Raw genomic sequence first — 13,719 nt, 5'->3', positions numbered from 1 at the left:
TCTTACGCCGGCCGAGGGGGTAGGGACTGCGAAAACTGCTGGTGCCGCTCGGCAGCCACGACCAGAAAGCCGTAGCCAAACACGAATAGGTTGTAGCCAATTTGCACCTGAAGCAGTGAGTCGACCAGCATGGCCGCGGCCATCACCAACAGAAAGCTTCGGATATACGGATTGCGGCGCGGGGCGGGTTGCAACAGCGGCCGGCTCAGCAGCAGCAGCCACAGACCCAGGCCCAGCACTCCACTACCAACCAGAAAGTGCAAATATTGATTATGAATCATAACCCGATTTTGCGGTCGCACGCCGTAGTCGCGCCAGTTATACTGGCCCATCATGGCGGCTTTGGCATCGGCTAGTCCTACCCCGAGCCAGGGATGCTGGCGGGCGAGCAGCGCGGCCGTTTCCCAGGCAGCGAGACGGCGGGAGAGTGAATACTGGTTGATGTCGCGCCCCTGCTGGAACTGGTCCACATCATAAAGCGTGACGCCCACCCGCCGGCGCACCGGCTCCAGGGTTTGGTAAGCCACGGTGGCCGCGCCCGCCATGAGCAGCAGCAAAGCCAGCCCCAGCCGCAGGCGCCGCCGAAACAGCAGCCGCAGCGCCTCGGCCGCCAGCGCGCCATAAAACACGAGCAGGCCCGTGCGGTAAGCCAGCACGTGCACAATCACTATCCCTACCCCCCCCGCTGTCGCCAAAGCCCCGCGCAGCCCCGGCCCGGCCAGCGGCTCGCGCCGTAGGTAAAGCCCGCCGAAACCGGCCAGCACCAGCATGACGGAAAAGGGAATGTGGGACACGCCCATACTAGAGGGCAGATTTTGACTGACCCGAAATGCCTCATTCGCGGCGGCGGGATTGAGCAGATACTGCCCCAAAGTGCCTATGCCTACTAAAGCGGTGCCCAGCACAAACAAGCTGCCCACGGCCAGCCGCTGCCGCGCGCTCAGGGGCACGGCGGCGGTGAAAGCCAGCGGCACGGCCAGCCAGGGCAGCCAGCGGTAGATTTCGTGGCGCCACTCGGCCCAGTCGGTAGTGTAGAGGGCACTGACCAGCAGCAAGGCATAAAGCAGAGCCGCCCGCCGGGCCGCGCCGTTGCGGGCGTAGTGGCGCAGGCCGGCGCGCAGGTTGGGGTTCAGCAGCACGGCTCCTACCCCCACTACCGGGCTCAAGGCTATTAGCGCCCGCGAGCCGAGCAGGCCCACGACGCCCGCGCCGCAAGCCAGCCAAAGCAAATACTGCGAGAGCCGGCCGCAGTGGTAAAGAGCTTGCAGGGACCCGGTCTGGCGCTGACTGCCGACCGGCGATTCCGCAGCAGGCCGACGAAAGGGGTTGCTCACGCGGCGGGGGGTAGGGAATTGGTTTTCAGCTTTGCCAGTCGCAGAAATACACTCCAGGCTGAGAGACTGGCAATGCACAGCCCGGCAAAACCGTCGAGAAAGCCCAGGCGGATAAAATAGCCGTGGCTGAATTTCCAGAGCGGCTTAAGTACTAGCTGCGCCCACGAGACCCGCGTCTTGCCCCGCAGCCTTAGCTCGGCCACGGCCAGGCTGGTGTATTTATTGAGCTGATTAACGTGCTGCTCCACGGAATAGTACGAGTAGTGCAGCAGGTCGGCGCGGAGGGCGCCAGCGCTGGCGCCAGCATCCAGCTCGTAGCGCTCGTGCACCAGCAGGCCGACCCAGCGCCCGCGGCGCCGGTCGTAGAGGCGCAGCTTGCGGTCGGGGTACCAGCCGCCGTGGCGCACCCAGTGGCCGCAGTAGCTCGTCAGGCGGGGCATGGTGTAGCCGGCGTGCTGCCAGCTGGCTTTCACCTGGTTGATTTCGGCGCGGAGCGCATCGGTTAAAACTTCATCCGCGTCGAGCTGCAGCACGTGGTCGAATTGGGCCTCGGCGGTGGCAAAATTTTTCTGCTCGACGTAGCCGGCGAAGGCATTTTGCACCACGCGGGCGCCGTGCTGCTGGCAAATTTCCACCGTTCGGTCGGTAGAGAATGAATCAACTACCAGCACCTCGTCCCCTACCCCCCCCAGCGCGACCAGGCAGCGGCCGATGTTGGCTTCTTCGTTGAAAGTGATGATGACGACGGAAAGAGATACCACGGCAGCAGATTATCCAGCAAAGATAATGCGGGCTCAGGGGGCTAAATTTGATTGCCCTTCCTTTCTCCTTATGGCCTACACTGACTTTACCGCTAACGACCTAATCCGCCGTTTCGGGATGCACTTCGCATCAGCCGACCTGTTTGGACAGGCCTCGCCGGTTGTCCCTTCCCCCTGGCTGCTTGATACGCTGCGCAAAGGCCAGCTGATGGGATTCGGCAGCGAAAAGTCCCGTTCCGAGCGCCTGGTATCACCCATTCTCACGGAGTTGTGTGAGCGCAATGATTTTGCTTTTGCCGTTGTGTCAGGCGCTAATCTAGAGCCTGTTATGCACTTGTGCCGAAATTTGGGGTATGGCAATTATTCGGACTTACCCCAGTGATGTGCAAGCGGAAGAGTGGGCGTTTGTGGCCCCGTATCTGGCCTTGATGCGGGAAGAAGCGCCCCAGCGGCAGTATCCGTTGCGGACGCTGTTCAACGCCCTGCGCTACCTGGCCCACACGGGCTGTCCCTGGCGTTATCTGCCGCATGACTTGCCGCCCTGGCAGGCCGTGTACCAGCAGTGGACGCGCTGGCGGGACGCGCGCGTATTTGAAGCTATCGTGCATGATTTGAATGCGTTGCAGCACGTTTTGCTCGGGCGCACAGCTACGCCCACCGCCATTGTGCTCGACGGGCGCACGCTGCAAAGTACGCCCGAAAGCGGGCACCGGGCCGGCTACGATGGGGCCAAAAAGCGCAAGGGCAGCAAGGCCCATATTGCTGTTGATACCCTGGGCCAGTTGCTAAGTGTAGTCATCACGCCGGCCAATGAGCAGGAGCGGGCGCAGGTCGGCGAGTTGTGCCGCCAAGTGCAGGAGGCCACCGGCCAAAGCGTACAGGTAGGCTTTGTGGATCAGGGCTATACGGGGGAGGACGCAGAGTATGCGGCGGCCGTGCATGATATTGCCCTGCAAGTAGTTAAAAAGCCCGAAGGGCAGACTGGTTTTGTGTTTCTGCCCCGGCGCTGGGTCGTCGAGCGTAGCTTTGCCTGGCTCAGCCGCTTTCGCCGACTGAGCCGCGACTATGAGCGGCTCAGCAGCACCTTGCAACAACTTCATTTCGTCGTTTTCGCCTGCCTCCTGCTCGCTAGACATGCCGTAAGTACATAACAGGCTCTAGACGCCGACGAGCAGCGCGGTTTGCGCGGAGAGTGTGATTTCGTGCTGACCAGCACGCGCATTCAGGAGTTCATTACCACGCCTATTTTCTGCATCACCGAGGCCAAGCGGCAGGATGTGGAGCAGGGCACTATTCAATGTGCGGCGCAGCTATTAGGCGCTCGCAAGCTTAATGAACTAGAAAATAATCCTCTGACGGTACTCTACGGGTGCTCTACTACCGGCACCGAGTGGCGCTTCCTGAAGCTCGAAGGGGAGACTATTACGCTGGACCTGCCGCGCTACTACTTGGCCGAGTTGCCTCAGTTGCTCGGCGTGCTGCAAAACATTGTGATAGCAGCGCTATCAGGCTCAAAAAACTGATTGCAAACTCGGTGCTCCTAAACCGTAAACGCCCGCCCCCACAGTGATTGGGAGCGGGCGCTTACGGTTTCGCGGGATTTGCTGGGCGTCCTAGTAGCGGTACAAGTCCGACTTGAACGGCCCTTCCACGGGCACTTTAATATAGTCGGCCTGCCGGGAGGTCAACTCGTCCAGCTCGACGCCGATTTTGGCGAGGTGCAGGCGGGCCACTTTCTCGTCGAGGTGCTTGGGCAGGGTGTAAACCTGGTTTTCGTACTGCTCGCCGCGCTGCCATAGCTCCAACTGGGCCAGGGTCTGGTTCGTGAACGAGTTCGACATCACGAACGAGGGGTGGCCGGTGGCGCAGCCCAGGTTCACGAGGCGGCCTTCGGCGAGAATGATAACCTCTTTGCCCTCGATGGTGTAGAGATCAACCTGCGGCTTGATGGTATCCTTGGTGTGACCGTAGTTAGTGTTCAGCCAAGCCATGTCAATCTCATCATCAAAGTGGCCAATGTTGCAGACAATAGCCTTGTCTTTGAGGCTGCGGAAATGCTCCTCAGTGAGAATATCGCAGTTGCCGGTGGCCGTCACCACGATGTCGGCTTCCTTTACAGCGTTGGCCAGCTTCTTCACCGCGTAGCCGTCCATAGCGGCCTGCAAGGCGCAGATAGGGTCAATTTCGGTAACAATGACGCGGGCACCGGCGCCGCTCAGGCTGGCGGCGGTACCTTTCCCGACGTCGCCGTAGCCGGCCACAACGGCCACTTTGCCGGCCATCATCACGTCGGTGGCGCGGCGGATGGCGTCCACAGCCGATTCTTTGCAGCCGTACTTGTTGTCAAACTTGGACTTCGTCACCGAGTCGTTGACGTTGATGGCGGGGAAGGGCAGCGAGCCGTTTTTCACCCGCTCGTAGAGGCGCAGCACGCCGGTCGTGGTTTCCTCGCTCACGCCCCGGATGCCGGCGGCCAGCTCGGGGTACTGGTTCAGCACCATATTGGTCAGGTCGCCGCCGTCGTCGAGAATCATGTTCAGTGGCTGACGATCTTCGCCAAAAAACAAAGTCTGCTCGATGCACCAGTTAAATTCCTCCTCGCTCATGCCCTTCCAGGCATAAACCGGGATGCCGGCGGCGGCAATGGCGGCGGCGGCGTGGTCCTGGGTCGAGAAGATGTTACACGACGACCATGTCACCTCGGCGCCCAGCGCTTGTAGCGTTTCGATGAGCACGGCGGTCTGAATGGTCATGTGCAGGCAGCCAGCGATGCGAGCCCCCTTGAAAGGCTGCGAAGCGCCGAATTCGTCGCGCAGGGCCATCAGGCCGGGCATCTCGGCTTCGGCGAGGCGAATCTCCTTGCGGCCCCACTCGGCCAGCGACAGGTCTTTTACTTTGTAGGGAACGTAGGTCGTCGTTTTAGTTTCCACGGGGGGTAGAGCTTGAAGTTGAGAATCGCAATCTAACCGCAAAGATAAGCCTTTTGTTAAGGCTGCTCGGACGTAAAAAAGCCCGAATCAGTTGACTCGGGCCCTTCCGAAAAGCGGCGCGGAGGCCAGTTATTAGTTTTGAAACACGAAGGCTTTAAGCTTTTGATTGTCGTTGAGGCTGCCGAGCGTGCCGGTTACCAGCACCGTGTAAATCTTGTTGGCCTCGAAGTTCCGGGTGCCGGCGCCCGAGCCCGAGCCGTCGCCAACCTGCACCAGCGACTTGTTGGTGTTGTCGGAGATAAACAGGCTGTAGTTGTTGCCGGGGTTGAACTCAGTGAACGCCGACGCGCTGCTGCCCGACACGTCATTGACGATGATGCCGCCCCCGGTCACAGCCGTGGTTTGCGCCAAGCGGATGGGCGTGGTCAGGCTTTGGCCCACGTTGATGACCCGAATCTTGGCTTTGCCCGCAGCAGGAGCCGTCAGGTCGTCGGCAAACAGCGCCCCCTCGACCACGGAAGTAGAAGCGGCCGGCTTAGCCACGAACGTGTAGCTGCGGTCCTTCTCAACCGCTATGGGCTGCGTCAGCGCCGTTTGCGTGCTCGCCATCACCTGCACCGACCGGCTGCCGGCCTGGATAGATTGGTAGGAATTGCCTGCGCCGTAGCCCAACGATGCTTTTTCGTTGTTATCGACCACGAACCGCAGGGTGGTAGGCGCAATGTGGGCGGCGGCGTTCACAAACAACACGCGGCCCTGGTCCGGCGAAGAGGCAGGCTTAGGGTCGTCTTTGCCGCAGGAGGCCAGCAGCAATACTGCCGGCAACACCACCGCCCAGGGGCGAAAGGAAGAAATTTTCATAAGGTAATTAATTGATGAGGTGTAACCGACTAGCTGAACTATGACTTCGACTTCGCGGCCCTGAACGCAAATATCCGGCCGCAGGTTAGTTTGGGCGGTTTTAAAAGACCAGCGGCCACAACCACTAGGTTATATAATTTATATATTTGTTTTATGATACTCTTTTCAGTTTCTTCTCGCTCTTCTCGACAGCCCGGACGTGTCTGGTCGGGCCGCACATTTTTAAGCAGCAGCCTGCTCATCAGCGGCTTGCTAAGCGGAGGCGGCGCAGCCCGCGCGCAGCAGCTCGCGCCGGCCACCATCCGTCTGCAAACCGAAGACCTGGAGCGCGGCCTCAATGGGCAGCAGCGCAACTTCTATTTCCTACCCCCCGGCGCCACCGGCGAGAACTACCAGAGTGCGGGCTTTTTCGGGCAGAAGCTGCGGCCCTACTTGGCCGTCAATCCCGAAGCTCTGCGCAGCCTCAACCAGTACCGTCGCCAGAAAACTTTGTTCTTGGCCGAGCGACTGGTGTTTGTGGGCGCCGTGGGCCTATATGGGCAGCAGGTGCTGGCCGGCGACAAGCGCCAGTACTTCAACCCAACCCAGCAGGTGGCCGTGGGCGTGGCAGCGGCTAGTTTGCTGACCAACATCCTCATCAGCCGCAACACCAACCACCACCTGTTGCGGGCCGTGGAAGCCTATAATGCCGGCCGCACTGGCAGCCTCTGGCGGCGGGCGCAGCCCACAAATATGGTGGTGCGATGCACCTCAGCGGGCCAGCCGTCGTTAGCCCTGAGCTGGAGCCTGCGCTAGCGGTTTGTTGGCGGTGCGCTCCGCTTGTCCGTATAAGCTCTTCGATGGAATTTCCTTTGCCCGAAGCGGCCCGGCGCTACGTGGCCGCCCACCTGCACGACGACCCGGCCCACTTGGCCCTGCAAGCCCGCCGCCACCCCGGCCTGCCCGTGCCAGAGCTGGTCCGCCAGATTCAGGCCCGCCAGAAAGCCCGCGGCAAGCTGCCCGCCTGGGCCGACAACCCCGACCTTATTTTCCCGCCGGCGCTGTCGGTCGAGCAAGCTTCTTCGGCCCGCACGGCAGCTTTTAAGGCTGAGCTGGTGGCCGGCGCCGACCGGCTGGCTGACCTGACCGGCGGCTTCGGCGCCGACGCGGTGCACTTTGCCGAGCAGGTCGGGCAGGTCGATTACGTGGAGCGCGACGCCAAGCTGGCCGGCGTGGTAAGCTACAACCTGGCGCAGCTGGACATTCTGAATGTGGCCGTGCACGCCACCGATGCGGTTTCGTTTCTGAAAACCGTTTCCTACCCCCTCGACTGGCTTTACCTCGACCCGGCCCGGCGCGACGGCGCCGACCGGAAGATTTTCAAGCTCAAGGACTGCGAGCCCGACGTGCCCCGGCTCCTACCCCTGTTCTTGCGCCACACCCCGCGCATTCTGCTCAAAACGTCGCCCATGCTCGATGTGGAACAGGCTGTTCAGGAGCTGAGCCGCGTGCGCCGGCTTTGGGTGGTGGCGGTCGATAATGAGGTGAAAGAGGTGCTCTATGAGTTGGGTGCCGAGCCCGCCGTAGACCCCGAGCGCCTGACCGTGAACCTGCGCCGCCACGGCGAGGTGCAGGAGTTTCGCCTCAACCGCGCCCGCGAGGCCCGCGCCGTGCCGCGCTACGCTGAGCCCCGCCAGTATCTGTACGAGCCCAATGCGGCCGTGCTTAAGGCGGGCGGGTTTAAGAGCGTAGGTAATGCGTTTGAGCTGTTCAAGCTGCACCAGCACAGCCACTTATACACCGGCGACGTGCTGCGGGCTGATTTTCCGGGCCGCATCTTCCGGGTACGGGCGGTGGAGAAGTACGACGGCGCCGCCCTGCGCGCCCACCTCGGCCCGGAGGCGCGAGCCCACATCACGACCCGCAACTTTCCCGATTCGGTGGCCGAGGTGCGGCAGCGCACCGGCATCCGCGAGGGCGGCGACACCTACCTGTTTGCCACTACTGATTTGCGCGGCCGGCTGCTGGTGCTGGTTTGCGAAAAAGCAGGGGGGTAGGGAATTAAAGAAGCGAAGCAGTTGCCACCAAAGCACAGTCCCTACCCTCCTCCCGGCAACCGAACCCCAAAAGCAGGCTGCGCATCGGGGCCGAACATGCGCCCGCTGCGGCCGGGCAGTTGGCCATCGTGCCCGCCCAATACCCCGTTTCTCCGTAGTTTTACCCCGCGCCCGCCCGCCGCCTGCCGGCCGGACGGGCGTCTTGCTTTCCTCAAATCAGCCTTTTTTCGCGCCTTCAATGCCCTATCTGTTCACTTCCGAATCTGTGTCGGAAGGCCATCCTGATAAAGTTGCCGACCAGATTTCCGACGCCATCCTCGACGAGTTCCTGCGGCAGGACCCCAACTCAAAAGTCGCCTGTGAGACGCTCGTGACCACGGGCCTGGTGGTGCTGGCCGGCGAAATTAAGTCCTCGGCCTACGTCGACGTGCAAACCGTGGCCCGCAACGTCATCCGCCGCATCGGCTACACCCGCTCCGAATACATGTTTGCCGCCGACTCCTGCGGCATCCTCTCGGCCCTGCACGAGCAGTCGCCCGACATCAACCAGGGTGTGGTGCGCGCTGCCCCCGAAGAGCAGGGCGCCGGCGACCAGGGCATGATGTTCGGCTACGCCACGAGCGAAACCGATAACTACATGCCCCTGGCCCTCGACCTCTCGCACCTGCTCTTGCGCGAGCTGGCCGCCATCCGCAAGGCCGGCCAGGAGATGACCTACCTGCGCCCCGACGCCAAAAGCCAGGTCACGATTCGCTACTCCGACGACCACCGCCCGGAAGCCATCGATACCATCGTCATTAGCACCCAGCACGACGATTTTCACGAGGATGAGCAAACCATGCTGCGCCAGATTTCGGCCGATATCAAGGCGATTCTGATTCCGCGGGTGCAGGCGCAGCTCAGCGCTGAGGTGCGGGCGCTGTTCACCGAGCAGATTACCTACCACATCAACCCCACCGGCAAGTTCGTTATCGGCGGTCCCCACGGCGACTCCGGCCTGACGGGCCGCAAAATTATCGTTGATACCTACGGCGGCAAGGGCGCCCACGGCGGCGGCGCTTTTTCGGGCAAAGACTCCTCGAAAGTGGACCGCTCGGCGGCCTACGCGGCGCGGCACATCGCCAAAAACCTGGTGGCCGCCGGCGTAGCCGAGCAGGTGCTGGTGCAGGTGGCCTACGCCATTGGCGTGGCCCAGCCGGTGGGCCTCTACGTCACGACGTACGGCACCACCAAAGTCAAAAGTGCTGGCGGCGCGACGATGCCCGATGGCGAGATTGCCCAAAAAGTCAAGCAGCTCTTCGACTTGCGCCCCTACGCCATCGTGGAGCGGTTTGGCCTGCGCAATCCCATTTTCAGCGAAACTGCCGCTTACGGCCATATGGGCCGGCAGCCCGGCATGGTGCAGGTCAGAATGAAGGATGGCGAGGAGAAGACATTTGAGACGTTCACCTGGGAGAAGCTCGACTACGTGGACTGGATAAAGCAGGCGTTCGGCTTATAAGCCCCGGCTACCAGCTTTAATTGAGAAAGCCCTGCCTGAAAGTATCAGGCAGGGCTTTTCCATTTTCAAAAGCCGGCAATTTGCCGCTTAGTGACTCATATTTTTCTCTTTGTACTTGGTAATCTGACGCCTCAGGCTTTCGGCGGCGGCATCGGCGGCGGCCTCGAACGAGCCGGCATCGGCCTGGGCGAAGAGCGTGGCGCCAGGCACGAGCACCTTCATTTCCACCGTGTTATTATCGATACCGTCCTTGTTGTTGAGGCGCAGGATGACCTCGCCATCCGTCACGCCGCTGTAGAAGGTTTCGAGCTTGTTGAGGCGCTGCTGAATAAAGTCGAGCAATGACTGCTGGGCGGTGAAATGCACCGAATGCATCTGGACTTTCATACTTGGAAAAGAGTTAAAGGTTAAAAGTGAAGACTTAAAAATCAAATGTGAAAAACGCAGCAGTGGCTTTAAACCAGCTTCTAACTCTTCACTTTTAACTTTTAACTCCCATTAAGCCCGCGGGTGGGCTTGGTCGAATACGGATTTAAGACGGTCGACGGACAAATGCGTGTACACTTGGGTGGCCGCCAGGCTGGCGTGGCCCAGTAGCTCCTTGATGGCGTTCAGGTCGGCGCCTTTGCTCAGCAGGTGCGTGGCAAAAGCATGGCGCAGCGCGTGCGGATGCTGCTGCGCGGCCGAGGTCGTAATCTGGCTCAGATAGTGCTTGACGCGGCGGTACACGAACTGTTCGTAGAGCGGCTCGCCTTTGTCCGTCACCAGCAGCGGCCCGCTCAGGGCGCCCAGCTCGGCGCTGCGCCGGGTTTGGTAGCGCTCCAGCACGGCCAGCAGCGCGGGGTTGAGCGGCACGAGGCGCTGCTTATTGCCTTTGCCGGTCACGCGCACGGTGCGGGCGCTGGGGCTGATATCGTCGGGGGCGATGCCCAGCAGCTCGGACAGGCGGATGCCCGTGCCGTAGAGCAGTTCCAGAATGAGCTGGTCGCGCCGGCCCGCCAGCGTGTCTTCAAACTCAAAGGAATTAAGCAAGTTATTTAGCGAATCTTCGGCCACGAACTCCGGCAGCTTCTTGGCCATCTTCGGGGCCTTGATGCGCAGCATCGGGTTGCTCGGGATGCGGCCGGCCCGCATCAGAAACTTATAGTAGGAGCGCAGGCAGGCCACTTTGCGGTTCACAGTGCGCGGGTCCAGGTTCTGCTGCATCAGGGCCACTACCCAGCCGCGAATAAGCGGGTGCGTGGCGTCGGCGGGCTCAGTTAGCTCGTAGCTGGCCTTTAAAAAGTCGGCAAACTGCCGCAAATCGGTCTGGTAGGAGACAACCGTGTGAGCGCTGTAGCGCCGCTCGAAGCGCAGAAAATCGAGGAAAGCATCCATAAGAGACAAGCAGCTACCAAGTCGAGCGGCCCGGCCAATGTAGCACCGATTCCGCCGTTCTGTTTCCCTACCCCCCTCTTTCAGCTCAAACTGCCGGACGCGAAAAAACCGGCCGGCTTGCCACGCAGGCAAACCGGCCGGTTTCGTCAAACCGGAAAAGAGATATTAGCTTATGCTTCGGTCGCGTCGGGGCCGTAGGTAGCCAGCTTGTAGACGGCCTTCTGCTTCTGCTTGCGCTTGGTGATACTTGGCTTTTGGAAGAAGGTGCGGCGGCGCAGTTCTTTCAGCACGCCGGTGCGCTCAAACTTCTTCTTGAAGCGCTTCAGGGCACGGTCAACCGACTCGTTGTCTTTGATTTGGACGATAATCATATCGGGGTTGAGGGAAATGTCGGGGGTAGGGGCCGAAGTGACGCGGCAAATCGGGCCGCAAAGATAGACCACAGATTGGACGGATTCTAACGGGTTGAGCGGATTATTTGTGGTTCCGCGCTAAAAAGCTTTTCCCATCCTGAGGAAAGCTAACGCGCGGACCCCCAAATAATCTGTTAGAATCCGTTTAATCTGTGGTCCAGTCCTGTGATTTATTTAAGGAGGGCGCGGGCAATAACCAGCTTCTGGATTTCGCTCGTGCCCTCGCCGATGGTGCAGAGCTTAGAGTCGCGGTAGTATTTCTCGGCGGGGTAGTCTTTGGTGTAGCCGTAGCCGCCAAAAATTTGGACGCCCTCGGTAGCGGCACGCACGCATACTTCCGAGGCGTAGTACTTAGCCATTGCTGATTCTTTATTGACGTTTTCGCCCCGGTCCTTCATGTCGGCAGCACGGTAGGTGAGCAGGCTGGCCGCTTCGATCTCAGTAGCCATATCGGCCAGCTTGAAGGCGATGCCCTGAAAGCTGCTGATAGGCTGATTGAACTGCTGGCGCTCCTTGGAGTATTGCAGCGCCGCCTCGTAGGCGCCCTGCGCGATGCCCAAACTCAGGGCCGCAATGCTGATGCGGCCACCGTCGAGCACCTTCATAGCCTGAATGAAACCGTCGCCGACCTTGCCCAGCATGTTATCCTTGTGCACACGGCAGTCAGTAAAAATCAGCTCCGTCGTTTCGGAGGCGCGCATTCCGAGCTTGTTTTCCTTGCGGCCGTGGGTGAAGCCTTCCAGCGGCTTTTCCAGCACGAAGGCCGTCATGCCGTGCGAGTCACCCACTTCGCCGGTGCGCACGATGACGACGGCGATGTTAGAGCTTTTGCCGTGAGTAATCCAGTTTTTAGCGCCGTTAAGAACGTAGTAGTCGCCGTCCTGTACCGCCGTGGTGCGCATGTTGCCGGCATCGGAGCCAGTATTAGGCTCAGTCAGGCCCCAGGCGCCAATCCACTCGGCGGAGGCCAGCTTGGGCAACCACCTGGCTTTCTGCTCATCGTGAGCGAATTGCAAAATATGGCCCGTGCACAGCGAGTTGTGGGCCGCCATGCTCAGGCCGATGCTGGGGTCAATCTTAGATAGCTCGGCAATAGCCGTCACGTACTCGGCGTAGCCGAAGCCGGCGCCGCCGTACTGCTGCGGCACGAGCACGCCCATCAGCCCCAAGTCGCCGAGCTGTTTGAACACTTCAATTGGGAATTCCTGGCTTTCGTCCCACTCCATCATGCGGGGCTTGATGTGCTGGGCGCCGAAATCGCGCACCATCTGGGCAATCATAGTTTGATTTTCGGTCGCAACTGCTTCCATATTACTAGAGGAGTGGGGTGGGAAAGGGGGGGGTAGGGAATGAGTGAGGAAAACCCGCTGAGGCCGGTTTTAGGTCCACGAAAGTACGGCATTCGCCGGGCTCAGGCGTGGTTTCCTACGCCCCGGCTGGCCCGGAGTTTGAGCGGGCCGGCCAATCTGGTTACTTTTGAATCTTTTAAGGCAGTTTTGGGCTTATTCCGCACTAGCCTTTCGAATTTATTGGCTGAACCCCCGCGCTTTGGTAATTCCTTTCGTTTCTTTTTCCGGTCCGCAACTGCGGCGCTTTTGCTGCCTGCTGGCCTTGCCTGCGCTGCTCTTCTTTTCCTCGTGCTCGGACCGGTACTACGGCAAGCGAACCATGTTTCGCCTTACCACCAGCGGCAATAAGATTGACACCACCAAGTTGCGCATTGCCGTCAACCGGGCGGCCCGCAACTACGTCATTCAGCCCAACGACTACCTCGACGTGCGGGTGTACACTAATAAGGGCGAGCGGATTCTCGACCCCAATGGGGAGCTGCAGTTCGGGCAGCCGTCGGGGGTGACGCCGACCCTGAGCCGGGGCGGCACGGCCGGTGCCATATCTAGTGGCCAGCGCACCGGCGGCGGTGGGGGCGGCACCAGCGGCGTGACATTCCTGGTGCAGGCCGATGGTACGGTGAAGTTACCGATAGTTGATAAGGTGCGCCTCAGCGGCCTCTCGCTGCTCCAGGCCGACAGCGCGCTGCAGCGCGCCTACACGCCTTACTACAAGGATGCGTTCGTGACGACGCGCACCACTAACAACCGCGTGTTCATCCTGGGCTCGCCGGGGGGTAGGGTGATTCTGCTGGAAAATGACAACATGAACCTGCTGGAAGTGCTGGCCCTAGCCGGCGGCATCGATGGCGGCGGCGGCGGCAGCCTCTACCGCTACGGCGGCCGGGCCGACAACGTGCGCATCATCCGCGGCAATCTAAAAAACCCGCAAGTGCAGCAGATTGACCTGACCACAATTGAGGGGATGCGCCGGGGGAATCTTCAGGTAGAGCCCAATGATATTATTTACGTCGACCCCGTGCGCCGGCCTGTGCTGGAAGCCCTGACGGATGCGGGCCCGATTTTCCAGCTGGGCTCCTTTGCCTTAAGTCTGGGCATAACTATTTTTCAGGTTTTTAGATAATTAACGTAGTGATACAGAGCTAGTTGAAAACAGC

The 13,719-nt window shown here is 60.6% G+C and carries 15 protein-coding genes; 7 read left to right on the top strand and 8 right to left on the bottom strand.

Going from position 1 to position 13,719, the window contains the following annotated elements:
* Window positions 1-2: 2 nt before the first annotated feature.
* Window positions 3-1,334, bottom strand: a complete 1,332-nt coding sequence (locus ACFE70_RS00150) for an O-antigen ligase family protein (RefSeq protein ID WP_375415678.1) — start codon at window positions 1,332-1,334, stop codon at window positions 3-5.
* Window positions 1,331-2,095: a glycosyltransferase family 2 protein gene (locus ACFE70_RS00145; RefSeq protein ID WP_375415677.1), complete on the bottom strand. Its 765-nt coding sequence runs from the start codon at window positions 2,093-2,095 to the stop codon at window positions 1,331-1,333. The genes ACFE70_RS00150 and ACFE70_RS00145 overlap by 4 nt, the downstream gene beginning before the upstream one ends.
* Before the next feature lie 70 nt (window positions 2,096-2,165).
* Between ACFE70_RS00145 and ACFE70_RS00140 the strand changes: the two genes are divergently transcribed.
* Genes ACFE70_RS00140 through ACFE70_RS00130 form a run of 3 tightly spaced genes read left to right on the top strand, consistent with a single transcriptional unit; the run spans window position 2,166 to window position 3,618 of the window.
* On the top strand, window positions 2,166-2,477 hold the full coding sequence (locus ACFE70_RS00140) for a hypothetical protein (RefSeq protein WP_375415676.1): 312 nt from the start codon (window positions 2,166-2,168) through the stop codon (window positions 2,475-2,477).
* Complete coding sequence (locus ACFE70_RS00135; protein WP_375415675.1) at window positions 2,449-3,246, top strand: IS5 family transposase; 798 nt, start codon at window positions 2,449-2,451, stop codon at window positions 3,244-3,246. The genes ACFE70_RS00140 and ACFE70_RS00135 overlap by 29 nt, the downstream gene beginning before the upstream one ends.
* Window positions 3,247-3,297: 51 nt before the next feature.
* A complete protein-coding gene (locus tag ACFE70_RS00130) occupies window positions 3,298-3,618 on the top strand; it encodes a hypothetical protein (protein WP_375415674.1) in 321 nt (106 codons plus the stop codon).
* Between the two features lie 90 nt (window positions 3,619-3,708).
* Here the strand turns inward: ACFE70_RS00130 and ahcY are convergent, their stop codons facing one another.
* Window positions 3,709-5,025, bottom strand: a complete 1,317-nt coding sequence (gene ahcY / locus ACFE70_RS00125) for an adenosylhomocysteinase (protein ID WP_375415673.1) — start codon at window positions 5,023-5,025, stop codon at window positions 3,709-3,711.
* Between the two features lie 132 nt (window positions 5,026-5,157).
* Window positions 5,158-5,886, bottom strand: coding sequence for a DUF4397 domain-containing protein (locus tag ACFE70_RS00120; protein WP_375415672.1), 729 nt, complete (start codon window positions 5,884-5,886; stop codon window positions 5,158-5,160).
* 153 nt (window positions 5,887-6,039) lie between these two features.
* Here ACFE70_RS00120 and ACFE70_RS00115 point away from each other — a divergent pair, with 153 nt between their 5' ends.
* The 3 genes from ACFE70_RS00115 (at window position 6,040) to metK (ending at window position 9,423) form a co-directional block, all read left to right on the top strand.
* The gene (locus tag ACFE70_RS00115; protein ID WP_375415671.1) at window positions 6,040-6,681 is read left to right on the top strand and encodes a hypothetical protein; all 642 of its coding nucleotides are present in this window, start codon (window positions 6,040-6,042) and stop codon (window positions 6,679-6,681) included.
* Window positions 6,682-6,725: 44 nt separating this feature from the next.
* Window positions 6,726-7,922: a hypothetical protein gene (locus tag ACFE70_RS00110; RefSeq protein ID WP_375415670.1), complete on the top strand. Its 1,197-nt coding sequence runs from the start codon at window positions 6,726-6,728 to the stop codon at window positions 7,920-7,922.
* A gap of 238 nt (window positions 7,923-8,160) precedes the next feature.
* A complete protein-coding gene (gene metK, locus ACFE70_RS00105; RefSeq protein ID WP_375415669.1) occupies window positions 8,161-9,423 on the top strand; it encodes a methionine adenosyltransferase in 1,263 nt (420 codons plus the stop codon).
* A gap of 87 nt (window positions 9,424-9,510) precedes the next feature.
* On the opposite strand, the gene hpf is transcribed toward metK, so the two are convergent.
* The 4 genes from hpf to ACFE70_RS00085 all read right to left on the bottom strand — a co-directional run bounded on the left by hpf (window position 9,511) and on the right by ACFE70_RS00085 (window position 12,523).
* Complete coding sequence (gene hpf / locus ACFE70_RS00100) at window positions 9,511-9,810, bottom strand: ribosome hibernation-promoting factor, HPF/YfiA family (protein ID WP_375415668.1); 300 nt, start codon at window positions 9,808-9,810, stop codon at window positions 9,511-9,513.
* 111 nt (window positions 9,811-9,921) lie between these two features.
* A complete protein-coding gene (locus ACFE70_RS00095) occupies window positions 9,922-10,800 on the bottom strand; it encodes a tyrosine-type recombinase/integrase (RefSeq protein ID WP_375415667.1) in 879 nt (292 codons plus the stop codon).
* 170 nt (window positions 10,801-10,970) lie between these two features.
* Window positions 10,971-11,171, bottom strand: coding sequence for a 30S ribosomal protein S21 (rpsU, locus tag ACFE70_RS00090; RefSeq protein WP_375415936.1), 201 nt, complete (start codon window positions 11,169-11,171; stop codon window positions 10,971-10,973).
* A 212-nt stretch (window positions 11,172-11,383) separates the two neighbouring features.
* A complete protein-coding gene (locus ACFE70_RS00085) occupies window positions 11,384-12,523 on the bottom strand; it encodes an acyl-CoA dehydrogenase family protein (RefSeq protein WP_375415666.1) in 1,140 nt (379 codons plus the stop codon).
* Window positions 12,524-12,824: 301 nt separating this feature from the next.
* Between ACFE70_RS00085 and ACFE70_RS00080 the strand changes: the two genes are divergently transcribed.
* On the top strand, window positions 12,825-13,685 hold the full coding sequence (locus tag ACFE70_RS00080) for a polysaccharide biosynthesis/export family protein (protein ID WP_375415665.1): 861 nt from the start codon (window positions 12,825-12,827) through the stop codon (window positions 13,683-13,685).
* Window positions 13,686-13,719 lie beyond the last annotated feature (34 nt).

It is taken from the genome of uncultured Hymenobacter sp. (assembly GCF_964243305.1).
In the GTDB taxonomy this organism is placed as follows: domain Bacteria; phylum Bacteroidota; class Bacteroidia; order Cytophagales; family Hymenobacteraceae; genus Hymenobacter.
This window is presented reverse-complemented; position numbering and strand designations above follow the sequence as displayed.

Excerpts from the sequence above, each read along its gene's own strand:
- ACFE70_RS00095 (WP_375415667.1), bottom strand. The coding sequence starts at position 10,800 with ATGGATGCTTTCCTCGATTTTCTGCGCTTCGAGCGGCGCTACAGCGCT.
- ACFE70_RS00120 (WP_375415672.1), bottom strand. The coding sequence starts at position 5,886 with ATGAAAATTTCTTCCTTTCGCCCCTGGGCGGTGGTGTTGCCGGCAGTA.
- ACFE70_RS00135 (WP_375415675.1), top strand. The coding sequence starts at position 2,449 with ATGGCAATTATTCGGACTTACCCCAGTGATGTGCAAGCGGAAGAGTGG.
- hpf (WP_375415668.1), bottom strand. The coding sequence starts at position 9,810 with ATGAAAGTCCAGATGCATTCGGTGCATTTCACCGCCCAGCAGTCATTG.
- ACFE70_RS00085 (WP_375415666.1), bottom strand. The coding sequence starts at position 12,523 with ATGGAAGCAGTTGCGACCGAAAATCAAACTATGATTGCCCAGATGGTG.
- metK (WP_375415669.1), top strand. The coding sequence starts at position 8,161 with ATGCCCTATCTGTTCACTTCCGAATCTGTGTCGGAAGGCCATCCTGAT.
- ACFE70_RS00140 (WP_375415676.1), top strand. The coding sequence starts at position 2,166 with ATGGCCTACACTGACTTTACCGCTAACGACCTAATCCGCCGTTTCGGG.
- ACFE70_RS00110 (WP_375415670.1), top strand. The coding sequence starts at position 6,726 with ATGGAATTTCCTTTGCCCGAAGCGGCCCGGCGCTACGTGGCCGCCCAC.
- rpsU (WP_375415936.1), bottom strand. The coding sequence starts at position 11,171 with ATGATTATCGTCCAAATCAAAGACAACGAGTCGGTTGACCGTGCCCTG.
- ACFE70_RS00115 (WP_375415671.1), top strand. The coding sequence starts at position 6,040 with ATGATACTCTTTTCAGTTTCTTCTCGCTCTTCTCGACAGCCCGGACGT.